The sequence below is a fragment of the Micromonospora sp. A3M-1-15 genome (assembly GCF_024213425.1).
GTDB lineage: Bacteria > Actinomycetota > Actinomycetes > Mycobacteriales > Micromonosporaceae > Micromonospora > Micromonospora chersina.
In genome coordinates, this window is record NZ_JANAVK010000002.1 from 975,771 (window position 1) to 1,000,318 (window position 24,548).

The window sequence follows — 24,548 nt, forward strand, 5'->3', positions numbered from 1 at the left end:
GGACGAGGCAAGGTTGATCTGCAACTTGCGCACGGTGAAGAGTACGCATGGTGAGTTCACTGTCACGCCCCGTCGCCGCCATCTGGATCCCCTCCCACGTCGACCCGATCGAACCCCACCTCATGGCCTGCCTGGACCACACGAGGCGCTGCCGCTACGACCTCCTCGGGATCGTCACCACGGCGCCGTGGGGCGAGGTCAGGCAGATGATGATCGACGGCACGGTCGACGTGGTGGTGGTCGCCGAGCGGGAGCACCTCCCGCCGGACCGGACCCCGCGGATCGAGGTGGCCGCCCGAGGGGCCCACCCGTCACCGGCGTCGTCGCCCCGGGGCCCGGTGCCGCCGCGCCGCCGCCGCCCGCGCCAGGGCTGAACGCCATCGACCGACGTGACCTGGAGCGCATTGCGAACGTGCTCGGGGTCACCGTACCGTCGCTGTTCCCGGCAGATATGGTGCGTCCTAACAATCGTTAAGGCGTACAGGTCGGCACCCCCTCGGAGGCAGGCATGGCTTCGGTGATCGTCAGCGGCGCGCGGACCCCGATGGGGCGCCTGCTGGGCAACCTCAAGGACCTCCCCGCGACGAAGCTCGGCGGCGTCGCGATCAAGGCGGCGCTGGAGCGCGCCGGCGTGGCCCCGGACCAGGTCCAGTACGTGATCATGGGGCAGGTGCTCCAGGCCGGCGCGGGCCAGATCCCGGCCCGCCAGGCCGCCGTCGAGGCGGGCATCCCCATGTCCACCCCGGCGCTGACCATCAACAAGGTCTGCCTCTCCGGCCTGGACGCGATCGCCCTGGCCGACCAGCTCATCCGGGCCGGCGAGTTCGACATCGTGGTGGCCGGCGGCATGGAGTCCATGACCAACGCCCCGCACCTGATGCTCGGCCAGCGCGCCGGCTACAAGTACGGCGACGTGACGGTCAAGGACCACATGGCCCTCGACGGCCTCACCGACGCCTGGGACTGCTGCTCGATGGGCGAGTCCACCGAGCGGCTCGGGGCGAAGCACGGCATCACCCGCGAGGAGCAGGACGCGTTCGCCGCGGCCAGCCACCAGCGCGCCGCCGCCGCCCAGAAGAACGGCCACTTCGCCGACGAGATCACCCCGGTGATCATCCCGCAGCGCAAGGGCGACCCGCTGGTGATCAGCGAGGACGAGGGCATCCGCCCGGACACGACGGCGGAGTCGCTGGGCAAGCTCCGCCCCGCGTTCACCAAGGACGGCACCATCACGGCCGGCAGCTCCTCGCCGATCTCCGACGGCGCCGCCGCGGTGGTCGTGATGAGCAAGGCCAAGGCCAAGGAGCTGGGGCTCACCTGGCTGGCCGAGATCGGCGCCCACGGCAACGTGGCCGGCCCGGACAACTCGCTGCACTCGCAGCCGTCCAACGCCATCAACCACGCGCTGAAGAAGGCCGGGCTGGCCGTCTCCGACCTCGACCTCATCGAGATCAACGAGGCGTTCGCCCAGGTCGGCATCCAGTCCGCGCGGGACCTCGGCGTCAGCACCGACAAGGTGAACGTCAACGGCGGCGCCATCGCGCTCGGCCACCCGATCGGCATGTCCGGCGCCCGGCTGGTGCTCACCCTGGCGCTGGAGCTCAAGCGGCGGGGCGGCGGCACCGGCGCGGCCGCGCTCTGCGGCGGCGGCGGCCAGGGCGACGCGCTGATCATCCACGTCCCGAACGGCGCCGAGAGCTGACACCTGTGAGCGCGAGGATTGAGCCGGTTCTGCGAGCCCCGCAGTCGCGAACGAAGGCAGCGCTGTGACGAATGTCGAGAACGTCCCGGCGGCGGCCGCCGGCTCGGTGCGCCGCAGCCGGGACGTACCCCTGCTGGTCGAGCGGGCCCGCGCGGGCGACCCCCGCGCGGTGGCCCGGCTGATCACCCTGGTCGAGTCCGGCGACGAGGTGCTGCCGCAGGTCGCGGCGGCCCTCGCCCCCTACGCCGGGCACGCCCAGGTGGTCGGCCTGACCGGCTCGCCGGGCGTGGGCAAGTCGACCACCACGAACGAGCTGGTCCGGGCGCTGCGGGCCCGCGGTCACCGCGTGGGCGTGCTGGCCATCGACCCGTCCAGCCCGTTCACCGGCGGGGCGATCCTCGGTGACCGGGTCCGGATGCAGGACCACGCCACCGACCCCGGCGTCTACATCCGCTCGATGTCCAGCCGGGGCCACCTCGGCGGGCTCTCCGCGGCCACGCCGCAGGCGGTGCGGGTGCTGGAGGGCGCCGGCTGCGACGTGGTGCTGGTGGAGACCGTCGGCGTCGGCCAGGCCGAGGTCGAGGTGGCCTCGCTGGCCGACACCACGCTGGTGCTGCTGGCCCCGGGCATGGGCGACGCCATCCAGGCGGTCAAGGCCGGCATCCTGGAGATCGCCGACGTCTTCGTGGTCAACAAGGCCGACCGGGACGGCGCCGACGCCACCGTGCGCGACATCCAGGGCATGATCGCCCTGGGCGAGCGGGGGCCGGGCGAGTGGCGGCCGCAGGTGGTCCGCTCGATCGCCGCGCGCGGCGACGGCATCGACGACATCGCCGCCGCGATCGACAAGCACCGCGACTGGCTGGAGCGCCACGGCGAGCTGCGCCGCCGCCGGGAGGCGCGGGCCGCCGCCGAGATCGAGGCCATCGCGCTGGGCACCCTGCGGAACCGGATCGGCTCCCTGCGCGACGGTACGCAGCTGCCGACCCTGGCGGCCAAGGTGGCCGAGGGCGCCATCGACCCGTACGCCGCCGCCGCGGAACTGCTGGAGCAGTTGGGCACCTGACCGCCGGCGGGTTTCGACCGGCTGCCCCCGAGGGCACAGTGCCACCGACGGCCCGGAGGCGGGGGGTGGCGCATGGCGGCGGACGAGACCCCGGCGGGGCCGGACCGGGCACCCGCTCCCGACTGGAGGGGCCGGCGACTGCCGATGTCGGCACTGCCGGGCCTGGTCCTCTTCGTCGTGCTGGCGGCCTGCGGGCTGGTCGGGCTGGCCGGCGGGATCGCGGACGGCGACGGGGCGCTGATCGTGGGTGGGGCTTTCCTGCTCCTGCTCTTCGGGTCCCTGGTCGCGTTCCTCGTCGTGGCCTCGTCCCCCGGTTCCGGCACGGCGACGACCCTGGTGCCGTGGCCGGGCGGTGGCGACCGTGCGGTGCGCTTCGGCTATTCGACCGTCACCTACGTCTGGTTCGGCGCGGTGGTCGTGGCCTGCGCCGTCGCCCTGCTCGGCTTCGCGGTGCCGCTGGCGGTCCGGGGAGGCGTCCTCAGCCGGGTGATCGCGGTCGTCCTGGCCGGTGCGGCCCTGCTGCTCGGCTGGTACGTCGTGGTGACGGTCCGCCACGCCCCCGGCGGGCTGCTGCTCTCCCCGGCCGGGATCGCGCACGTGGGGCTGACCAACTTCTACTCGGTGCCGTGGGCCGCCGTGCACGCCGTGGAGGCGCGGCGACTCGGGACGACGGTGCTGGTGGTGAAGGCGGAGCCGTCGCCGCAGAGCGTGCTGCGCCGGTACACGGGCCGGTTCGACACCGGCGAGCTGAGGTTCCTGCCCTTCCTGGTCGTGCGCACCTACTGGCTGGCTGTCGACCGGGAGGCGGTGCTGTCCGCGCTGGCCTTCTACCTCGCCCATCCGGAGCTGCGGGGCGAGCTGGCGACCCCGGAGGGGGTACGCCGGATCGCCGAGGGGCGCACCCGGGCCTGAGGGGTCCACTCCGGATCCCGGCCGACTAGTACGCTCGCACCGCCCGGCGACGGTCGTGGGGCTGGAAACGTGGGCGGGTAGGGCATGGCTGACGAGACCCAGGAGCTGTCGGTGCTGCCGAACGCGGTGGCGGGCGGTGCGACGCACGTCTCCGACGAGGTGGTGGAGAAGATCGCGGTGGCCGCCGCGAAGTCGGTTCCCGGGGTGGCCGAACTCGGCGGCGACGTGGCCCGCTTCTTCAACGCCGTGCTGGACCGGGTCGGGCTGGACCAGGTCGGCGACGCCCGGCGCGGCTGCTCGGCGCACGTCACCGACGGCGCGGCCGTGGTCAACCTGGTCATCGTGATCGGCGGCGGCCGGCCGGTGCCCGAGGTGACCGACGCGGTCCGGGTCGCGGTGACCTCGGCGGTCGAGGCGTACGGGCTGCGGGTCGACGAGATCAACATCCGGGTCGACGACGTGGCGCTGGGCGGGCTGGCGGCGCCCTCGGCCTGACCCGGGTTACCGGCCGGTACGCACTTCCTTAGCGATCGTTCAGGCTGGCGTTCTACACTCGGTCTGATCCCTGGACTCGAGGAGGAGCTCCGCGCATGGACGCCGACGAGATCGCCGCCGGTCGGGCCCGCTGGCAGGCCCGCTACGACGCCGCCCGCAAGCGCGACGCGGACTTCACCACGCTCTCCGGGATGACCGTGGACCCGGTGTACGGCCCTCCGGAGGGGGTGCCGTACCCGGGCTTCGAGCGGATCGGCTGGCCGGGCGAGTTCCCGTACACCCGGGGGCTGTACCCGACCGGCTACCGCGGGCGCACCTGGACCATCCGGCAGTTCGCCGGGTTCGGCAACGCCCAGCAGACCAACGAGCGCTACAAGATGATCCTCGGGGCCGGTGGCGGCGGTCTCTCCGTCGCCTTCGACATGCCGACCCTGATGGGCCGCGACTCCGACGACCCGCAGTCGCTCGGCGAGGTCGGCCACTGCGGCGTGGCGGTCGACTCGGCCGCCGACATGGAGGTGCTCTTCGACGGCATCGACCTGGCCGGCGTGACCACCTCGATGACCATCTCCGGCCCGGCCGTGCCGGTCTTCTGCATGTACCTGGTGGCCGCCGAGCGGCAGGGCGCCGACCTGTCCACCCTGGACGGCACGCTCCAGACGGACATCTTCAAGGAGTACATCGCGCAGAAGGAGTGGCTCTTCGACCCGGAGCCGCACCTGCGTCTCATCGGCGACCTCATGGAGTACTGCGCCCGGGAGATCCCGCGGTACAAGCCGCTGTCGGTCTCCGGCTACCACATCCGCGAGGCCGGCTCGACCGCCGCGCAGGAGCTGGCGTACACCCTGGCCGACGGGTTCGGCTACGTCGAGCTGGGGCTCTCGCGCGGGCTGGACGTCAACGTCTTCGCCCCGGGCCTGAGCTTCTTCTTCGACTCCCACGTCGACTTCTTCGAGGAGATCGCCAAGTTCCGGGCCGCCCGCCGGATCTGGGCCCGCTGGCTGCGCGACGTCTACGGCGCCACCAGCGAGAAGGCCCAGTGGCTGCGGTTCCACACCCAGACCGCCGGGGTGTCGCTCACCGCCCAGCAGCCGGTCAACAACGTGGTGCGGACCGCAGTGGAGGCCCTGGCGGCCGTCCTCGGCGGCACCAACTCGCTGCACACCAACGCCCTCGACGAGACCCTCGCCCTGCCCACCGACGAGTCGGCCGAGATCGCCCTGCGCACCCAGCAGGTGCTCATGGAGGAGACCGGGGTCGTCAACGTCGCCGACCCGCTCGGCGGCTCCTGGTACGTCGAGGCGCTCACCGACAAGATCGAGGCCGAGGCGGAGGAGATCTTCGCCCGGATCCGGCAGCTCGGCGGGGAGGGGCCGCACCAGATCGGCCCCATGACCTCGGGCATCCTGCGCGGCATCGAGGACGGCTGGTTCACCGGCCACATCGCCGAGTCGGCCTTCGTCTACCAGCAGGCGCTGGAGAAGGGCGACAAGCGGATCGTCGGGGTCAACTGCCACACCGGCACCGTCGCCAAGGACCTGGAGATCCTGCGCATCTCGCACGAGGTCGAGCTGGAGCAGCGCCGGGTGCTCGCCGAGCGCAAGGCGGGCCGCGACGACGCCGCGGTCAAGGCCGCCGTGCAGCGGATGGTCGACGTCAGCCGGACCGGCGAGAACATGATCCCGGCCATGCTGGACGCCGTCCGGGCCGAGGCCACCCTGGGCGAGATCTGCGACGCCCTCCGTGGCGAGTGGGGCGTCTACCGGGAGCCCGCCCGGTTCTGACCCGTCGCGCCGGTGCCGGGTCCTCCCGGCACCGGCACCGACCAGGCGTGAGAGTCGCAACTGTCGCCGTCGCGGTTGATCTGAGTTCCGCGGGACACGTGCGAGACTAGATAACCATGAGCGACCCACGGATCACCTCGTCGATCTTCACCCGCGGCGCGGTCGACCTCAGCGCGTTGCGCGGCACCCCGGAACCCTCCCGTCCCACCACCCCGAGCCAGGCCGGCCCCCCGGCCGGCGTACCCGGCGGACCGCCGGCGGGTGGCGGCGTGGCCGTCATCGACGTGACCGAGGCGACCTTCCAGTCCGAGGTGTTGGAGCGGTCGCTGACCACGCCCGTGGTCGTGGACTTCTGGGCCGAGTGGTGCGAGCCCTGCAAGCAGCTCTCGCCGGTGCTGGAGCGGCTGGCCGCCGAGGGCGAGGGTGCCTGGGTGCTCGCCCGGGTCGACGTCGACGCCAACCCGCGGCTCGCCCAGATGTTCCGGGTCCAGGGCATCCCCATGGTCTACGCGGTGGTCGGCGGCCAGCCGATCGACGCCTTCTCCGGCGTGGTGCCGGAGGCGCAGCTCCGCCAGTGGATCCAGGCCATCCTCAAGGCCGGCGGCGTCACCGTCGCCGAGCCGGAGGACCCGCGGCTGACCGAGGCCGACGACGCGCTGATGTCCGGCGACCTGGAGGCGGCCGAGGCGGCGTACCGGAAGATCCTGGCCGAGAGCCCGGCGGACGCCGCGGCCGAGGCCGGCCTGGCCCAGGTCGGGGTGGCCCGGCGGGTGGCCGGCGCCGACCCGCGCGCCGCGCTCGCCGCCGCCGAGCAGGCCCCCGACGACATCGAGGCACAGCTCCTCGCCGCCGACATCGAGATGCTCAGCGGCCTCGCCGAGCAGGCGTACGCCCGGCTCGTCGGCCTGGTCCGCCGCACCTTCGGCGACGACCGGGAGAAGGTCCGCCAGCACCTGGTGTCGCTGTTCACCATCGCCGGCCCGGACGACCCCGCCGTGGCGTCCGCCCGACGGGCCCTGGCCAGCGCCCTGTTCTGAGTTCACCGCACGCCAGCGCGGGCCGGCGTACCGGCCGGCCCGCCCGACCACCGAGGACGGGAGCCCATGATGCGCCGGATCGCCGTCCTCGACGCGCCGACGAACCTCGGCCTGCGCCCACCCACGTCCACCTCCGTCCCAGGCTGCGGCAAGGCGCCCGGCGCGCTGCGCGACCACGGCCTCCTCGCCCGGCTGCGGGCCCGCGACGCCGGCTGCCTCACCCCGCCCCGGTACGACCCCGGTGACTGGCGCCCCGGCGACGGGGTCTGCCACGCCCGGGAGATCTCCGGCTACTCGGTGGCGCTGGCCGACCGGATCGGGGCGATCATCGACCGGGGCGAGTTCCCGCTGGTGCTCGGCGGGGACTGCTCGGTGCTGCTTGGCTCGGCGCTGGCCATGCACCGGCTCGGCGAGGCGGTCGGCGGGCGGGTCGGGCTGGTCTTCGTCGACGGCCACTCCGACTTCCGGCACCCCGGCAACGCCTCGTACGTGGGCGCGGCGGCGGGGGAGGACCTGGCCCTGGTCACCGGGCGGGGGCAGGCCGACCTGGCCGCCATCGAGGGACGGCGCCCCTACTTCCGGGACATCGACGTGGTGGTGCTCGGCATCCGGGCGCAGGACGAGTACCGGCTCGACCTCCAGGCCGCCGGCATCACCACCCGCCCCGTGCCGGCGCTGCGCGCCGAGGGGGCGGCCCGCACCGCCCAGTGGGCGCACGAGCAGCTGGCCGACTGCGCCGGCTACTGGGTGCACATCGACGTGGACGTGCTCGATCCGGCGGTGATGCCCGCGGTGGACGCGCCCGACCCGGGCGGGATCGCCTTCGCCGAGCTGGAGATCCTGCTGGCCGGCCTGGTGGACACCCCGCACTGCCTCGGCGTCGAGCTGACCGTCTTCGACCCCGACTACGACCCCGACGGGTCGTACGCCGCCGAGATCGTCAACACCGTGGTGGCCGGGCTCGCCCCGGTCGCCGCGCCCGGCGCCATGCCGCCCCGGCTGCTGCCGGCCGCCCCGGTCGCGCCGGCGCCCCGCCCCGGCAACGGCCGGCCGCCGGCCCGCGACGTGCTGCCCGGCCCGGCGGCCGTCCCGGCGCCGGCCGTGGCCGTGGAGCCGATCGGCCCGGCCCCGACCGGGGACGGCGGTGATCCCTCCGGCGCCAACGGCGACCGCCCGGCCGAGCCCGCCCCCGGCCCGTCCGGTCCCGGCCTGCTGCGCCGGGCACCGGACACGGACCGCCCGGACGCGCCGGAGCCGGTCGGGCCGCTCGCCTCGACCGGTCCCGGCCTGCTGCGCCGGGTGGCCGGGCCGGAGGAGGCGGACGAGGCGGCACCGGACGAGGCGGAGCCGGACGCGACCCGACCGGGCGCCGACATCGCCTGACCGCGCCGGCTCCGGTCAGCGGGCCGCGAGGCCGCGGAGGAACCGCTCGGCGATCGGGACCGCGCTGGTGGTGCTCGACCCGCCCTGCTCGACGAAGACCGCGAACGCCACGTCGCCCTGCCAGCCGACGAACCAGGCGTGGGTGTGCGCCGGGTTGTTGTCGTACTCGGCGGTGCCGGTCTTGCCGTACACCGGCTCGCCGGGGACGTCGGCCAGCGCGGCGCCCGTGCCGCCGGTGACCACCGCGCGCATCATCGTCTTCAGCGCCGTCACCGACTCCGCCCTGAGGGCCGGGCCGGCCGGGGCCGGCTTCGCCGGGGCGGGATCGAGCAGCAGCCTGGGCTGCTCCCAGTGGCCGCGGGCCACGGCGGCGGTGGCCCCTGCCATGGCGAGCGGGCTGACCACGGTGGTGCCCTGACCGATCGCGGCGGCGGCCTGCTCGGTGGCCGAGCCGTTGGCGGAGACCTTGCCGGTGAAGACGTCGGCGCCGAGGTCCCACTCGCTCTCCAGGCCGAGCGTGCGGCCGGCCTGGGCCAGCCCGTCGGGGCCGAGCTTGGGGGCCAGGGAGGTGAAGGCGGTGTTGCAGGACTTCGCGAAGTCGGTGGTGAACGGGACGTCGCCCAGTTCGAAGTTGTCGGAGTTCTTGAAGGAGCGGCCGTCGACCTCGAACGTCTTCGGGCAGCGCACCGTCGCCTCCGGGGTCACCGCGCCCTTGTCGAGCAGGGCGAGCGCGCTGACCATCTTGAACGTCGAGCCGGGCGGCACCTGGGCGGTGAAGGCGAGGTTCTCGCCGGCCGCGCCGGGGCCGTTGGCGGCGGCCAGCACCGCGCCGTCGCTGATCCGCACGGCCACCAGGGCGGAGCGCCGGGTCTGGCCACGCAGCGCCGCGTCGGCGGCGTTCTGGGTGGCCACGTCGAGGGTGGTCTTCAGCGGCTGGCCGGCCTTCGGCTCGCCGCGGAACACCTCGACCCCGGTGGGTGCGGCGGTGCCGTCCGGCGCCGGGTGCTGCGTGATCACGGTGATCCCCGGGGCGCCGCGCAGCCGGTCGTCGTAGCGGCCCTGGAGGCCGCCGTGGCCGACCAGGTCGCCCTGGACGTACTTGTCGGGGTGCGCCTTGAGGTCGTCGGCCTGCGCCGGGTCGACCGAGCCGAGCAGGGCCCGGGCGAACTCCCGGGTCGGGGCCAGGAAGAGCTGGTCGGACTGGAACCGGGTGCCGGGCAGGTCGTAGATCCGGGGCTTGATCTGCCGGTAGGCCTCCTCGCGCAGGGTCACCACCTCGACCAGCGCGCCCCGGTCCGCCTCCTTCAGGCGCTTGGGCAGGTCGGTGAGGTCGACCGGCGGGGTGAGCGCGGGCCGGATCGCCTTGAACGCGGCGTCGAGCTTCCGGACCAGGGCCTTCACGTCGGTGACCTCGCCGGGGGTGACCTGCACCCGGACCACCGGGCGGGGCGCCACGACCGGGGCTCCGGCGGAATCCAGCACGCCGGCCCGGGGCGCGGCCTCCCGACGCAGCGCGAACCGGTCGCCGGCCTCCAGCTTCTCGTGCACGACGGTCGGCTCCCAGATGACCTGCCACTGGTCGTCGGTGCCGTGCCGGAGGCGTACCGGATTCTCGTAGACCCAGGTGGTGCCGCCCGGCAGCGGCCAGGTGAGCCTGACCCGCGCGGTGGCGATGTCGCCCTCGACCTTCACGTCGCCGGTGCGCTCGAGCTTCGGCGGGGTGTCGGCCAGCTCGCCGGCGAGGGACCGGAGCTCCTTGGTCACCTCGCCCGCGGCCACCTTGGCGCCGGCCGGGTCGATGAAGCCGACGGCCTGGAGGTCGCCGGAGCGCCAGCCCTTCAGGAAGGCGTCGACGCTCTGCTCCGGCCCGTCCTCGCCCGAGCATCCGGTCAACGCGCCCGCCGCCAGCACGGTGGCGGCCAGCGCCGCGAGGACGCGGCGGCGAGGGGAGAGGCGGCGGCGGACGGGGTACGACAGGAGCATGAAGGAGTTCCTCCGGTTCGAGACTGCCCTGCACGCTAGTACGACGCGCGGCTCCGCACGGCCCCGGCACGGCCCTTGCGCAGGCAAAGATCGCCCTGTGGCAGTGTGATGAACATCGCCAGTCCGGGTACTCCGCGACCGGCCGACCACATACCCGCAACGGGTGAAAGGACAGAGTCCCGATCCGGACGTCCGGCCAGTGGTCCGCCGACAAAGGGGCACAGCGGCAGGGCCTAGGCTGGGCGGCAGAGTGACCCACAACGCGGTGGGTCGAGGGGAGTGGCACCGATGGACCGGCGTCCGGCGATCAAACCGGGACCCGACCTCCGGCAGGCTGACACCAGCCGGGACGATGACAGCTTCGATTCGGCGACCGACGGGGACGGTTTCAGCCGTCTCGACACAGGAGTGACCGGGATGACCGGTTCCAGCATCGACACCCTCTACGACCTGGGCCTGCCCGCGCAGGCACTGGGCGACGAAACAGAGGATGCCGAGCTGGACGAGCCGGTACCCAACGCGGAGCGCCTGGTCGCCCAGGCGGTCGCGCTGGCCGGGGACGACCACGACGCGGCCACCCTGGTGGGCCGCTTCTGGCGGTTCGCGCCGGACGAGGAGCTGATCGGCTTCACCGCCGAGGAGATGCTCGACGCGGCCCGGGCCCACCGGGACCTCGCCCAGCAGCGGGTACCGGGCGAGCTGAAGCTGCGCATCCACGAGCCGGACGCCGAGCAGCACCACACCGTGATCGAGATCGTCACCGACGACATGCCGTTCCTGGTCGACTCGGTGACCGCGCTGCTGAACTCGCACCACCTCGACGTGCACCTGCTGGTGCACCCGTTGGTCGTGGTGCGGCGCGAGCCGCTGGGCCGGCTGACCGAGGTCTCCGCGGACGTGGAGCCGGACGACGCGATCGCCGGCGACCTGGTCGAGAGCTGGATGCGGATCGAGATCGACCCGGTCCGTGACGCGGCCGAGCGGGAGAAGCTGCGCCGGGAGCTGCAGCGGGTCCTCACCGACGTTCGGGAGGCCGTCGAGGACTGGCCCAAGATGCGGCAGCGTGCCCTGGCCCTGGCCGACGAGCTGGCCTCGGCGCGCACGTCGGACAACCGTCCGCCGGTGCCGGAGAAGGACATCACCGACTCCGTGGAGCTGCTGCGCTGGCTGGCGCACGACCACTTCACCTTCCTCGGCTACCGCGAGTACCGGCTGGTCGACACCGACGGCGCGGACGGTGGCCAGGCCCTGGAGGCCGTCCTCGGCACCGGGCTGGGCATCCTGCGGTCCGACTCGCCCGAGGCGCGGTCGCTGAACTCGATGACCCCCGAGGCGCACGAGAAGGTGCTGGAGAAGCGCCTGCTCATCATCACCAAGGCCAACTCGCGGGCGACCGTGCACCGGTCGGCCTACCTCGACTACATCGGCTTCAAGATCTTCAACGACTCCGGTGAGGTGGTCGGGGAGCGGCGCTTCCTGGGCCTGTTCTCCACGGCGGCGTACCGGACCAGCGTGCAGGAGCTGCCGGTGGTCCGGCGCAAGGTCGCCGAGGTGCTCGACCGCTCGGGCCTGAGCCTGCGCAGCCACTCCGGCAAGGACCTGCTCCAGATCCTGGAGACCTACCCCCGCGACGAGCTGTTCCAGATCAAGACCGACGACCTCTACCACGCGGTGATCGGCGTGCTCCGCATGGCCGGCCGCCGGCAGCTGCGGGTCTTCCTGCGCCGGGACGCGTACGGGCGGTTCATCTCCTGCCTCATCTACCTGCCCCGGGACCGGTTCACCACGCAGAACCGGCTGCGGATGCAGGACATCCTGCTGCGCGAGCTGAACGGCGTGGGGGTGGACTACACCACCCGGGTGACCGAGTCGATGCTGGCCCGGGTGCACTTCATCGTCCGGACCGACCCGAACAACCCGCCCGGGGACATCGACGCGGACCTGCTCGCCGAGGAGCTGGCCGACGCGACCCGGCTCTGGGACGACGACTACCGGCTGGTGCTGGAGCGCAAGCTCGGCGACGAGCAGGCCAAGCACCTGTTCGCCCGGTACGCCGACGCCTTCCCGGAGGGCTACAAGGACGGGCACACGCCGTACGAGGCCATGAAGGACCTGGCCAAGCTGGAGCTGCTGGAGGAGTCCGGCCAGCTGGAGATGCACCTGTTCCGCAAGCAGCTCGCCGGGCGCACCAACGGGGCCGGCCGGGCAGTCGAGGTCGACGAGACCATGGACGTCCGGTTCAAGGTCTACCGGTACGGCGAGCCGATGATGCTCTCCGCCGTGCTGCCGGTGCTGCACTCGCTCGGCGTCCGGGTGGTCGACGAGCACCCGTACGAGGTGGAGCGCGTCGACGGCCGGATCTGGCTGTACGACTTCGGGCTGCAACTGCCCGAGGCCCACCAGGAGCTGGCCGAGGTCCGCCCGCACGTGGAGAACGCCTTCGCCGCCGCCTGGCGGGGCGAGGCCGAGGTGGACGGCTTCAACGAGCTGGTGCTCCGGGCCGGGCTCACCTGGCGGCAGGTGGTGGTGCTGCGGGCGTACGCGAAGTACCTGCGGCAGGCCGGCACCGTGTTCTCGCAGGAGTACATGGAGCAGACCTTCATCGCGTACCCGAAGATCGCCTCGTTGCTGGTGGAGCTCTTCGAGACCCGGTTCCGGCCGGGCGCGTCCACCCTGGACGAGCGGCGGCAGCGCGGCGGCGAGCTGGTCTCGGCGATCGGCGAGGCGCTGGACGACGTGGCCAGCCTCGACCAGGACCGGATCCTGCGCTCCTACCTGACGTTGATCCAGGCCACCCTGCGCACCAGCTTCTACCAGAAGCCGGTCGGCGGGCGGCCCAAGTCGTACGTCGCGTTCAAGCTGGACCCGCAGGCGATCCCGGAGCTGCCGGCGCCGCGGCCCAAGTTCGAGATCTTCGTCTACTCGCCCCGGTTCGAGGGCGTGCACCTGCGGTTCGGGCCGGTGGCCCGGGGCGGGCTGCGCTGGTCCGACCGGCGTGAGGACTTCCGCACCGAGGTGCTCGGCCTGGTCAAGGCGCAGATGGTGAAGAACGCCGTGATCGTGCCGGTGGGCGCCAAGGGCGGCTTCGTGCTGAAGCAGAAGCCGGGCGACCGGGACGAGGCGGTGGCCTGCTACAAGGAGTTCGTCGGCGCGCTGCTCGACGTCACCGACAACATCTCCAGCGGCGAGATCGTGCCGCCGGAGGACGTGGTCCGGCACGACGCCGACGACCCGTACCTGGTGGTGGCGGCGGACAAGGGCACCGCGACCTTCTCCGACATCGCCAACGAGATCTCCGCCGCGCACAACTTCTGGCTGGGCGACGCCTTCGCCTCCGGCGGCTCGGCCGGCTACGACCACAAGAAGATGGGCATCACGGCCCGGGGCGCCTGGGAGTCGGTGAAGCGGCACTTCCGGGAGCTGGGGCACGACACCCAGACCCAGGACTTCACCGTGGTCGGCGTCGGCGACATGTCCGGCGACGTGTTCGGCAACGGGATGCTGCTGTCCAAGCACATCCGGCTGGTGGCCGCCTTCGACCACCGGCACATCTTCCTGGACCCGGACCCGGACGCGGCCACCTCGTGGGACGAGCGGAAGCGGCTGTTCGACCTGCCCCGGTCGTCCTGGGAGGACTACAACGCCGAGCTGATCTCGGCCGGCGGCGGCATCTACCCGCGTGCTGCCAAGTCGGTGCCGATCTCGCCGCAGGTGCGGGAGGTGCTCGGCCTCGACGGCGACGTCACCCAGCTCAGCCCGCAGGACCTGATGAAGGCGATCCTCACCGCGCCGGTGGACCTGTTCTGGAACGGCGGCATCGGCACCTACGTGAAGGCGTCGACGCAGACCAACGCCGAGGTCGGCGACAAGTCCAACGACGCCATCCGGGTGGACGGCAAGAGCCTGCGCTGCCGGGTGGCCGGCGAGGGCGGCAACCTGGGCTGGACCCAGCAGGGCCGGATCGAGTACGCGGCGGCCGGCGGCCGGATCTACACCGACTTCATCGACAACGCGGCCGGGGTGGACTGCTCCGACCACGAGGTGAACATCAAGATCCTGCTGAACACGGCGGTCGCCGACGGCGCGCTGGACATGCCGGACCGCGACGAGCTGCTGGCCCAGATGACCGACGAGGTCGCCGAGCTGGTGCTGCGGGACAACTACGACCAGGCCCGGGCGCTGAACAACGCCCAGGCCCAGGCCGCCTCGCTGCTCCCGGTGCACCGCCGGATGATCAGCGAGCTGGAGCGGGCCGGTCAGCTCGACCGCGCGCTGGAGGCGCTGCCGTCGGACGAGGAGCTGGCGGTACGCGGCGAGAGCGGGCTGACCGCGCCGGAGTTCGCGGTGCTGCTGGCGTACGTGAAGATCGTGCTGGAGCGGGAGATCGTCAGCGAGGGGCTGGCGGACGAGGAGTGGACGACCGACGTGCTGGTCAACTACTTCCCGACCCCGCTGCGGGAGCGGTTCGCCGACCGGATGGGCCGGCACCGGCTGCGCCGGGACATCGTCACCACGGTCCTGGTCAACGAGGCGATCAACCGGGGCGGCATCACGTTCCTCTTCCGGGTGGTCGAGGAGACGGCCGCCTCCGCGGCGGACGTGCTGCGGGCGTACGTGGTGGTCCGCGAGGTGTTCGGGCTGCGCGAGCTGTGGGACGCGGTCGAGGCGCTGGACAACAAGGTCTCGCCCGAGTTGCAGACCAGCGTCTACCTGGACACCCGCCGGCTGCTCGACCGCGCGGTGCGCTGGCTGGTCACCAACCGGCGCTCGCCGATCGACGTGCCGGGGGAGATCGCCCGGCTGCGGGACGGCGTGGCCCAGCTCCTGCCGGAGCTGGAGAACCTCTTCTACGGCACCGAGCGGGAGGCGATCGCCGCCCACATCGACTCGCTGACCGGCAAGGGGCTGCCCCGCGACCTGGCCGAGCAGGCGACCCGGCTGATGTACAGCTTCGGCCTGCTCGACATCGTGGAGACCGCGCAGTCGACCGGCCGGGACGTGAGCGAGGTGGCCTCGGTCTACTTCGTCCTCTCCGACCGGTTCCGGGTGGACGCCCTGCTGTCGAAGATCTCCCTGCTGCCGCGGGAGGACCGCTGGCAGACCCTGGCCCGGATGGCGCTGCGCTACGACCTGTACGCCGCGCTGGCCGCGCTCACCGCGGAGGTCCTCGGCTCCACTTCGGAGAGCCTCCCGCCGGTCGAGCGGGTGCAGGAGTGGGAGCAGGCGAACGCCACCTCGATCCACCGGGCGCACCGGGCCATGGGGGAGTTCGACGAGTCCCGGGCCGACCTGTCCGCCCTGTCCGTGCTGCTGCGGCAGATCCGCACCCTGGTGCGGACCTCGGCGGCGGCCTGACGGAGTAACTAACGCACGCCCGCGCGGCGGCCCGGTGGTCGGTGACCCGACCACCGGGCCGCGCCGCTTCACGCCATGCTGGCGAAGGCGATGACGTTGTCGACGTAGCTTCGGCTGCTCTCGTCGAACGCCCCACCGCAGGTGACCACCCGCAGGCCGGGCGTGGCGGAGGGGCCGTAGACCAGCTCGGTGGGGAAGGCCGTCTTCGGGTACGACTTCACCTCGGTCACCGTGAACGTGACGGCCGAGCCGTCCTCCCGGGCGATCGAGATGGTGTCACCCTTCCGGAGCGCGCCGAGGTTGAAGAAGACTGCCGGCCCGAGCTTGGCCGAGTCGACGTGGCCGACGATCACCGAGTTGCCCTCCTCGCCGGGACTGGGCCCGGGGGAGTACCAACCCGCCTTCATGGCCTGCTCCAGCGGGGGCACCTGAGCCGTGCCGTCCGGGTTCAGGCCGAGGGTCATGATCTCGGCCTGCACGCCGATCCGGGGGATCGAGATGGTCGTCGGGGTCGACCGGGGCAGTCCGGCGGAGGTGAGGTCCGGGTGCGCCGTGACCGGGGACTGGTCGTCGACGGACGCCTGGTCGGCGGTCTCCGCGCCGACGCCGCCGCTGGGGCCCGGGATGGCGGACGGCGACGGGGACGGATCGGCGGGCCCGGCCTGGGCGAGCGGCTGGGGCGGGCGGGGTGGCGGCACGGTCCGCACCGACGCCCCGATCATGCCGGCGCCCACCATGGCGAGCAGGACGACGACAGCGGCGCCGGCGGCGCGCCACGGTTTCCCGTGACGGCCGCCGGCCCGTGTCGCCGTCCGGTCAGACGAGGTCATCGCCCCGGCGCCGGCGCAGCAGGATCATGCCGCCCAGGGCGGCGGCGCCGATGACGCCCACCCCGCTGGCGGCCATGTTGCGGTCCAGGCTGGTGGTGGTCATGCCACCGTCACCGCCGTCGACGTGGCCACGCGGCATGCAGTCCTTGCGGTCCTCGTCGTTGCGGCCGTGGTCCTTGCCGTCGTGGTCCTTGCCGTCGTGGTCCTTGCCGTCGTCCTTGCCGTCCCAGCTCCGGTTGTCCCAGTCCTTGCGGTCCTCGTCCTTGGAGCCGTGGTCCTTGCGGTCCTCGTCGCGCTGGTCCCGGTCCTTGGCGTCGTGGTCCTTGTTGTCCCGGTCGTTGCGCTCGTCGTTCTTGCGGTCCTCGTCGCGCTGGTCCCGGTCCTTGGCGTCGTGGTCCTTGTTGTCCCGGTCGTTGCGCTCGTCGTCCTTGCGGTTCTCGTCCTTGCGGTTCTCGTCCTTGCGGTCCCGCTCGTCGCCGGGCTGGTCGGCGACCATGCCGCCGCCCTGGCCGTCGGCGCCCGGCTGCCAGGAGTCGCTGCCCTGCCAGGAGTCGCTGCCCTGCCAGTCGTCGCGCTCCTCGCCCTTGCCGTCGTCGTGCTTGCCGTCCCGGTCCTTGCCGTCGTCGTGCTTGCCGTCCTGGTCCTTGCCGTCGTCGTGCTTGCCATCGTCGTGCTTGCCGTCGTCGTGCTTGCCGTCGTCGTGCTTGCCATCGTCGTGCTTGCCGTCCTGGTCCTTGCCGTCGTGGCCCTTGCGGTCCTCGTCCTTGCGGCCGTGGTCCTCGCGGTCCTCGTAGCTCCGGTCCCAGTCCTTGCGGTCCCAGTTCTTGTGGTCCCAGTCCTCGTGCTCCCCAGAGCAGGTACCGGGAAGGCTGATCTGCGGCTTGGCGACGGCGTTCGCGCTGGCCGCGTTCGCCGCCCCGGGCGAGAACAGCAGCAGGGACGCGCCACCGAGAGCGGCACCCGCGACGAGCTTCCCGAGCATCTTCTTAGCCATGACCTGCGTCACTCCATCCCTTTTTGTCCTGAGCCCGCCTTCAGTCGAGCTACGACCGACGTTAGACCGTTTCATGACTTATCCGGGGAAAGATTCGTGTTTAGGAGTTTATTGGCTTTGGGAGCGTTACGGGTGCTAAGCCGCTTTGGTGCTTGGGCGTACCGGAGGGGCCGGACCATGACGGTCTGAGCCGGCATGCCCCGCCTTCGGGCGTCCCGCGCCGCTTGCGACGCGCCCGGGGGGATTCGGTGCCCGGTCGGAGCGCGACGGGCTCGCATCGAGCCATTGCCATGGAAGCGCTCCCATGCAAGAATCGCTGCACGCGGTTCGGGGAGCCACACCGCGAGTTCAGACGTCGAGGGCAGCCGGGTCACCGGAGCGGCGTCCGACTCCTCGACCGGTCCCGCGGCCGGTCGTCCACCACCACCATCACGCCCGTCCGGGTCGGGCACCCCCGAGAAACCCGTGGCGCCGGCCGTCCCCCTGCGGACGTCCGAGTGCCCTTCCACCGGGCCGTACGCGGATCCGGTCTCGCCCAAGGAGATCAGTGGCATGAATCTGTGGAGAAGGCTGTCCGGCCGCAGCCGGGCGCTCGCGCTGACCGGCGCGGGCGTCCTGGTCGCCGGTGGACTGGTGACCCTCCCGGTCACGGCGGCGCAGGCCGCGACCCAGTGCAGCGTGGACTACACCACCAGCGACTGGCCCGGTGGCTTCACCGCCACGGTGACCATCAGGAACATCGGTGACCCGCTCAGTTCGTGGAACCTCGGCTTCACCTTCCCGAACAGCAGCCAGAAGGTGCAGCAGGGCTGGTCGGCGAAGTGGTCGCAGAGCGGCCAGAACGTCACCGCGCAGAACGAGTCCTACAACGGGGCGCTGGCCACCGGGGCCAGCACCAGCATCGGGTTCAACGGCGCCTGGAGCGGCAGCAACCCGAAGCCGACCCAGTTCACGCTGAACGGCACGGTCTGCAACGGCGGCACGCCGCCCACCTCGACCCCGCCGACCACGACCCCGCCCCCGACGACCCCGCCGCCCACGACTCCGCCGCCGACCACCCCTCCGCCGACCACCCCTCCGCCGGGGCAGAAGGTCGACAACCCGTACGCCGGGGTGAAGGGGTACGTGAACCCGGAGTGGAAGGCCAAGGCCGAGTCGGTGTCCGGCGGCAGCCGGGTGTCGAACAACCCGACCGCGGTGTGGATCGACCGGATCGCCGCCATCAACGGCACCCCGGACAGCAGCTCCAACGGCGCGATGGGGGTCCGTGACCACCTGGACGCCGCGCTCGCCCAGGGCGCCGGCTACATCCAGTTCGTCATCTACAACCTGCCCGGCCGGGACTGCTCCGCGCTCGCCTCCAACGGCGAGCTGGGCCCCGACGAGCTGCCCCGCTACAAGGCCGAGTACATCGACCCGATCGCCGCGATCCAGGGCGACGCGAAGTACAAGAACCTGCGCATCGTCAACATCATCGAGATCGACTCGCTGCCCAACCTGGTGACCAACACCTCGGGCAACGCGGGCGGCACCGCGATGTGCGACACGGTCAAGGCCAACGGCGCGTACGTCAACGGCGTGGGTTACGCCCTGGCGAAGCTCGGCGCGATCGGCAACGTCTACAACTACATCGACGCCGCGCACCACGGGTGGATCGGCTGGGACAGCAACTTCGGCCCGGTCGCCGACCAGCTCAAGGCCGCCGCCGTCGCGTCCGGCAGCACGGTGCGCAACGTGCACGGCTTCATCGTCAACACCGCCAACTACTCGGCGCTGAAGGAGCCGTACGTCAAGGTCACCGACTCGGTGAACGGCCAGACCGTGCGGCAGTCCAAGTGGATCGACTGGAACCAGTACGTCGACGAGCTCTCGTTCGCCCAGGCGTTCCGGCAGAAGCTGGTCTCGATCGGCTTCGACAGCGGTATCGGCATGCTGATCGACACCTCCCGCAACGGCTGGGGTGGGTCCGCCCGGCCCACCGGCCCGGGCCCGCTGACCAGCGTCGACGCCTACGTCGACGGGGGTCGGATCGACCGGCGCTACCACACCGGCAACTGGTGCAACCAGGCCGGCGCGGGCCTCGGCGAGCGGCCGCGGGCCAACCCGGAGTCGGGAATCGACGCCTACGTCTGGGTGAAGCCCCCGGGTGAGTCGGACGGCTCCAGCACGGCCATCCCGAACGACGAGGGCAAGGGCTTCGACCGGATGTGCGACCCGACCTACACCGGCAACGCCCGCAACGGCAACAACCTGTCCGGCGCCCTGCCGAACGCGCCGATCTCCGGTGCGTGGTTCGCGGCCCAGTTCCAGCAGCTGATGCAGAACGCCTACCCGCCGCTCTCCTGATCCGGCGGCCGGCCCACCCGCGGCGGCGGGAGTGAGGCACCGCCGCGCGGGTTCCCCGGGCCCCTGGTCGACCCCACGTCGACCAGGGGCCCCCGGGCGTCAGGGGACCGTCTTCTCGATCGCCGCCCGGCCCAGCTCGGCCAGGTCGCGGCGGGCCCGCTCCAGGTTCTCCGCGGTCATGTCCTGGCCCCGGGCCATCACCAGGTCCTCGGGGTCCCACGGCTGCTCCGCCCCGGTTCGGATGTTGTCCCCGCCCGCCCCCGTGCCGGTGCCGGTCGCACCGGTCCCGGCCGCGTACGGGTCGCCGAGGATGTCCGGCGAGCCGGTGTCGGGCACCGCGCCGTCGGGCTCGGTGAAGACGGGATTGTCCGGGTCGGTGCCACCGGTGCGCAGCTGCGGCACCGTGCTGTCGTCGTCCACCGCGGCGGCCACCTCGGGGGTCTCCTCCAGCGGCCGCTCGCCACCGCGGTCACGATCCGTCATGCTGCTGCCCTCCTGTCCCGTTCCCTGATCCCCACGGCGTACCCGATGCGGCCCCGGCCATGCCGCCCGGGGCGGCGTCCCGGCCGGCGGTCAGCGCTCGTCGGCGGCGTGCGGCTCCGGCGGCTCGGTAGGGCGCAGCCGCTGCCAGAGCAGCATCAGCAACCCGAAGACGAGCATCGCCAGGCCGGCCCAGAGGTTGATCCGGACGCCCTGCGCCTTGTCGATCTCGGCGGACGAGTCGAAGAGCCCCATGAGGCCCACGATCAGCCCGTACGCGACGAACAGGCCGCCGATCACCCGGCGGATGTCGAAGAGCCGGGCCGCCGCGGAGCGCGCCTCCCGCGCGTCCTCGGTCTCGTCGACCAGCGGGTCGTGGGCCTCGCCGTGCTGGTACCGGTCGGCGTCGTCTGCCATGGCGTGCGTCCCTTCCTCAGAAGACCGGGATGTAGAAGAGGGCGGCGAGGACCACGGCGATCACGCCGAGCAGCACCGGGGAGCGGTACCAGGCGGCGTCGCCGGCCAGCGAGTCGTCCTTGAGCGTGGAGTCGGACAGGCCGTAGACCAGCCCGGTGAGCTCGTCGGCCGGCTTCGGCCGGGTCAGCGGCGTCACGATCGCGGCGACCACCGCCACGGTGACGAAGGCGAGGCCCGCCCCCCAGAAGCTCTCCTCCAGGTCGGAGTTGAAGTGGATCACGCCGGCCCGGTAGAGCAGGTAGGTCCCGAGCGCCACCACGGTGCCCGACAGCAGCGACCAGAAGCCGGCCAGCGCGCTCATCCGCTTCCAGAACATGCCGATGATGAAGGTGCCGAAGAGCGGGGCGTTGAACACCGAGAAGAGCGCCTGGATGTAGTTCATGATGTTGCTGAACCCGGCGGCGATGAAGGCCGTGCCGATGCCGATCACCACCGCGACCACGGTGGCGATCCGGCCCACCCGCACGTAGTACTCGTCCGAGCGGTCCCGCTTGAAGTACGCCTGCCAGATGTCGTACGTGAACACCGTGTTGAAGCCGCTGACGTTGGCGGCCATGCCGGCCATGAACGAGGCCACCAGGCCGGTCACCGCGATGCCGAGCACCCCGTTGGGCAGCAGGTCGCGCATGAGCAGCGGGATGGCGTTGTTGTAGACCATGTCGCCGCTCTCGGCGCCGAGACCCTTGACGGTGATCAGGGCGATCAGGCCCGGGATCACGGTCACCACGGGGATGAGCAGCTTCGGGTACGCCGCGATGATCGGCGTACGCCGGGCCGCGCTCATGTTCCGCGCGGACAGCGCGCGCTGCACCTCGGCGAAGTTGGTGGTCCAGTAGCCGAACGAGAGCACGAATCCGAGGCCGAAGACGATGCCCAGCCAGTGCGCGCCGAGCGGGTTGTCCGTGCTGCCGGTGCCCTGCCAGGCGTGCAGCCCGGCCTCGCCCAGCTTCGAGCCGCGGACCGCGTCCATCAGGCCGCTGACGCCGCCGACCTTCACCAGGCCGAGCACGGTGATCGGCACCAGACCCGCGATGATCACGAAGAACTGGAGCACCTCGTTGTAGATCGCGCCGGAGAGGCCGCCGATGGTGATGTAGACCAGCACGATGAACGCGCCGATCACGATCGCCACCCAGAGCGGCCAGCCGAGCAGCAGCTGCATGATCAGGGCCAGCGCGTACAGGTTCACGCCGGCGATGAGCACCTGGGCGATCGCGAAGCTGAGCGCGTTCAGCAGGTGGGTCGGGCGGTTGAAGCGCAGCCGCAGGTATTCGGGGACGCTGCGGACCTTCGAGCCGTAGTAGAAGGGCATCATCACGATGCCCAGGAAGACCATGGCCGGCACGGCGCCGATCCAGTAGTAGTGGACCGTCATGATGCCGTACTGGGCGCCGTTGGCGGCCATGCCGATGATCTCCAGGGCGCCCAGGTTCGCCGAGACGAACGCCAGGCCGGTGACCCAGGCGGGCAGCGACCGCCCGGAGAGGAAGAAGTCGACGCTGGTGCGGATGGCCCGCCGTGCGGCGAAGCCGACGCCGAGCACCGTGACGAAGTAGAGCGCCAGGATCACGTAGTCCAGGGCGTTCATGTTCAACCGCAGACCGTCACCCATCCCGTGCTCCCTCCGTGGCGACTGCGCCCGCAGATACCCACTTTGCGAAATTCCATGCGGGTAGATCGATCCGTGGACGCGGTGGAGCCCCGGCCGTCCACCGGCCGGGGCTCCGTGTGAGGTGGGTCAGCGGCCCAGGACCCGGTCCAGGAAGTCCCGGTAGCCGCGCACGGCGACCCGGAGCTGCTCGGTGTCCGCCGAGCCGGACTCCTGCCAGCCGCCGAGCTTGGTCTTCTGCTCGCGCAGCGCGGCGGAGAGCGCCTCGATGGCCTCCTCGACAAGCGACTGCGCCTCGCCGACCGCGGCACGCGGGTCGTCCACGAAGCGGAGCTGGACGTCACGCCAACGGTCCCGGAAGCCCTGGGCGATCTCCGGGGTGAAGAGCGTGGCGGCGTCGGTCGGCACGGCGCCCGGGGTGGGCCGAGCCGCGCCGGCGACCGCCGCGGCCGCCCCGGCCGCGCCCGCGCCGGCCGCGGCCGTGCTGGTGTCCGGATCGACCATCGCCGGCTCGGCGCTGCCGTAGCCGGCGCCGCCCGCGGCCGCCGCCTCGTCGGCCGCCGCGCCGGAGTGGGCGGCCTCCCAGCGGTCCGGGTCGTGCAGCCGGTCGCCCGCCGTGGGGTCGGCCCGCTCGTCGTCGAACGCGTCGGTCCGGCCCGGTGCGCCGTCGCCCGGCGCGACGGTGTCCTCGCCGCGCGGGTCCCGCTCGTCCTCCGGCCGCCCGCTGGCCATCGCCGAGGCGGCCACCGCGTCGCCCACGGAGGCCGCCCCGAACGTCGTCGGCAGCGGCGCCGGGTCGTGGTACACGGGCCGGTCGTCGGCGTCGGCGGCCTCCGCGTCGCGGAGGTCCCCGGCTTCGTACGCCCGGGTCTCGTCGAGCTCCGCCTCCCGGCGGTCGGCGCGCTCGCCGGCCACCGCCGGGTCGTCGAAGGTGCCCCGGTCGTCCAGCGCGTCCTCCGGCACCTCGGCCCGGTCGGCCCTGTCGGTGTCGGGCCCGTCGCCGTCAGCGCGGTCGGTGTCGGGCCCGTCGCCGTCGGCCCGGTCGCCCGGGGGCGGGACCGGCACCGGAGCGGACCGGACGGACTCGGGGTGGTCCTGCGTGACCTGCTGCTCTTCCTGACGCATGGCGGCGGCCTCCTCAGCGGCTCGTGGCGTCGTGCTCGGGATCGGGGTGGTGCTGGTCCGGCGCCCGGTGCCCGACCGGGTCCTCGCCGAGCAGGTCGGCGAAGAGGGCCCGGTAGTGCACCAGCGCCTGCCGGAGGTCCTCGGTGCCGGCCTCGCCGCGCTCGTTGCGCAGCCGGATGTCGTGGGCGTCCCGGTAGTGGGTCAGGGTCCGGGCGTGCTCGACGGAGAGGTGGGCGATCTGGTCGGAGAAGTCCCCGATGGGGTAGCCACGCTCGGCGATCAGCCGGCTGACCAGTTCGTCGGCCTCGCCGACGGTTTCCGCCGGGGAGTCGACGAAGCGGACCTGGAGTTCCTCCCAGGCGGCGGCGTAGCGGGCCCGGGACTCCGGGCTGAGCGGGGTCAGCTCCAGCTCCGCGTGGCGGCGCTCCCGCTCCCGCAGCTCCCGCTCGGCCGCGCCGCGGCTGTCCTGCTCGGCGACGGCCCGGTCGTACTCGGGGCCGAAGCGCTGCTTGAGGGCTCGGCGGCGGCTGGCGACCACGGCGAGCGCGGCCAGTGCGGCGAGCACGATGACGACGATGACTATGACGACTACCTGCGTGGGCGACATGGCTCCTCCTTCGCCCGCTGTATTCCCTCCCGCGCGTGATCGCCAATCCCGATCGGCGGCACTTTCCTGCGCGATGACACCTCAGACCTCCCTACGGCACTGCGGGGCAGGTGTGGTCCGGCTTCGCCAAAAGTGGACTCATTCCAATAAGCCCGCCGGCGGGTTCCGGCCACCGCGCGCGGGACGCCGACTCCGTGTGCCCCTTTTGGACGAACCTTCCGCCGGTCCCTTCCGGCCGGGCCTTCCCGTCCAACGGTGTCCACAGCGAACATTCCGGTCCGTAGTGAGGGGCGAGACGGCCGGTAGTGCATCGGCTGGGGATTACGTATCCTGCCCAAGGCGCCCGGGCCGGGGCCCGGCGTC

17 protein-coding genes and 1 pseudogene are annotated in these 24,548 nt (G+C 72.5%); 10 read left to right on the top strand and 8 right to left on the bottom strand.

Annotated features, from left to right (window positions below; genetic code table 11):
• Positions 1-50 precede the first annotated feature (50 nt).
• The 8 genes and pseudogenes from NLX85_RS14365 to NLX85_RS14400 form a co-directional block, all read left to right on the top strand.
• Complete coding sequence (locus NLX85_RS14365; RefSeq protein WP_254335241.1) at positions 51-374, top strand: hypothetical protein; 324 nt, start codon at positions 51-53, stop codon at positions 372-374.
• A 134-nt stretch (positions 375-508) separates the two neighbouring features.
• Positions 509-1,702 carry an acetyl-CoA C-acetyltransferase gene (locus NLX85_RS14370; RefSeq protein WP_254335242.1) on the top strand — a complete coding sequence of 398 codons (1,194 nt, stop codon included), beginning with the start codon at positions 509-511 and terminating at the stop codon, positions 1,700-1,702.
• Between the two features lie 64 nt (positions 1,703-1,766).
• Complete coding sequence (gene meaB, locus NLX85_RS14375) at positions 1,767-2,768, top strand: methylmalonyl Co-A mutase-associated GTPase MeaB (protein ID WP_254335243.1); 1,002 nt, start codon at positions 1,767-1,769, stop codon at positions 2,766-2,768.
• 144 nt (positions 2,769-2,912) lie between these two features.
• Positions 2,913-3,680 (top strand): hypothetical protein, encoded by a 768-nt coding sequence (locus NLX85_RS14380; protein WP_254335244.1) that lies wholly within the window; start codon positions 2,913-2,915, stop codon positions 3,678-3,680.
• 84 nt (positions 3,681-3,764) lie between these two features.
• Entirely contained in the window at positions 3,765-4,175 is a 411-nt protein-coding gene (locus NLX85_RS14385; RefSeq protein ID WP_254335245.1) for an Asp23/Gls24 family envelope stress response protein, read from the top strand.
• Positions 4,176-4,270: 95 nt separating this feature from the next.
• Positions 4,271-5,959 (top strand): methylmalonyl-CoA mutase, encoded by a 1,689-nt coding sequence (locus tag NLX85_RS14390; RefSeq protein ID WP_254335246.1) that lies wholly within the window; start codon positions 4,271-4,273, stop codon positions 5,957-5,959.
• Positions 5,960-6,075: 116 nt separating this feature from the next.
• Entirely contained in the window at positions 6,076-6,996 is a 921-nt protein-coding gene (locus NLX85_RS14395; protein ID WP_254335247.1) for a tetratricopeptide repeat protein, read from the top strand.
• Positions 6,997-7,062: 66 nt separating this feature from the next.
• Positions 7,063-8,172: pseudogene (locus NLX85_RS14400) on the top strand (arginase family protein); the annotation flags it as partial.
• A 222-nt stretch (positions 8,173-8,394) separates the two neighbouring features.
• Here the strand turns inward: NLX85_RS14400 and NLX85_RS14405 are convergent.
• Entirely contained in the window at positions 8,395-10,362 is a 1,968-nt protein-coding gene (locus NLX85_RS14405; RefSeq protein WP_254335248.1) for a penicillin-binding transpeptidase domain-containing protein, read from the bottom strand.
• 288 nt (positions 10,363-10,650) lie between these two features.
• Between NLX85_RS14405 and NLX85_RS14410 the strand changes: the two genes are divergently transcribed.
• Complete coding sequence (locus NLX85_RS14410; protein WP_254335250.1) at positions 10,651-15,717, top strand: NAD-glutamate dehydrogenase; 5,067 nt, start codon at positions 10,651-10,653, stop codon at positions 15,715-15,717.
• Positions 15,718-15,785: 68 nt separating this feature from the next.
• On the opposite strand, the gene NLX85_RS14415 is transcribed toward NLX85_RS14410, so the two are convergent.
• The gene (locus NLX85_RS14415; RefSeq protein ID WP_254335252.1) at positions 15,786-16,547 is read right to left on the bottom strand and encodes a class F sortase; all 762 of its coding nucleotides are present in this window, start codon (positions 16,545-16,547) and stop codon (positions 15,786-15,788) included.
• Positions 16,534-17,541 (bottom strand): hypothetical protein, encoded by a 1,008-nt coding sequence (locus NLX85_RS14420; RefSeq protein ID WP_254335254.1) that lies wholly within the window; start codon positions 17,539-17,541, stop codon positions 16,534-16,536. Before NLX85_RS14420 ends, NLX85_RS14415 begins: the two co-directional genes overlap by 14 nt.
• Before the next feature lie 552 nt (positions 17,542-18,093).
• On the opposite strand from NLX85_RS14420, the gene NLX85_RS14425 reads away from it, so the two are divergent.
• Positions 18,094-19,887, top strand: a complete 1,794-nt coding sequence (locus NLX85_RS14425; RefSeq protein ID WP_254335256.1) for a glycoside hydrolase family 6 protein — start codon at positions 18,094-18,096, stop codon at positions 19,885-19,887.
• Positions 19,888-19,986: 99 nt separating this feature from the next.
• Here the strand turns inward: NLX85_RS14425 and NLX85_RS14430 are convergent, their stop codons facing one another.
• The 5 genes from NLX85_RS14430 to NLX85_RS14450 form a co-directional block, all read right to left on the bottom strand.
• On the bottom strand, positions 19,987-20,370 hold the full coding sequence (locus NLX85_RS14430) for a hypothetical protein (RefSeq protein WP_254335258.1): 384 nt from the start codon (positions 20,368-20,370) through the stop codon (positions 19,987-19,989).
• Between the two features lie 90 nt (positions 20,371-20,460).
• The gene (locus NLX85_RS14435; RefSeq protein ID WP_091318837.1) at positions 20,461-20,784 is read right to left on the bottom strand and encodes a hypothetical protein; all 324 of its coding nucleotides are present in this window, start codon (positions 20,782-20,784) and stop codon (positions 20,461-20,463) included.
• Between the two features lie 16 nt (positions 20,785-20,800).
• Positions 20,801-22,456, bottom strand: coding sequence for a sodium:solute symporter family protein (locus NLX85_RS14440; protein WP_254335260.1), 1,656 nt, complete (start codon positions 22,454-22,456; stop codon positions 20,801-20,803).
• 126 nt (positions 22,457-22,582) lie between these two features.
• The gene (locus NLX85_RS14445; protein ID WP_254335262.1) at positions 22,583-23,578 is read right to left on the bottom strand and encodes a hypothetical protein; all 996 of its coding nucleotides are present in this window, start codon (positions 23,576-23,578) and stop codon (positions 22,583-22,585) included.
• 13 nt (positions 23,579-23,591) lie between these two features.
• Positions 23,592-24,185 carry a hypothetical protein gene (locus NLX85_RS14450; RefSeq protein WP_254335264.1) on the bottom strand — a complete coding sequence of 198 codons (594 nt, stop codon included), beginning with the start codon at positions 24,183-24,185 and terminating at the stop codon, positions 23,592-23,594.
• Positions 24,186-24,548 lie beyond the last annotated feature (363 nt).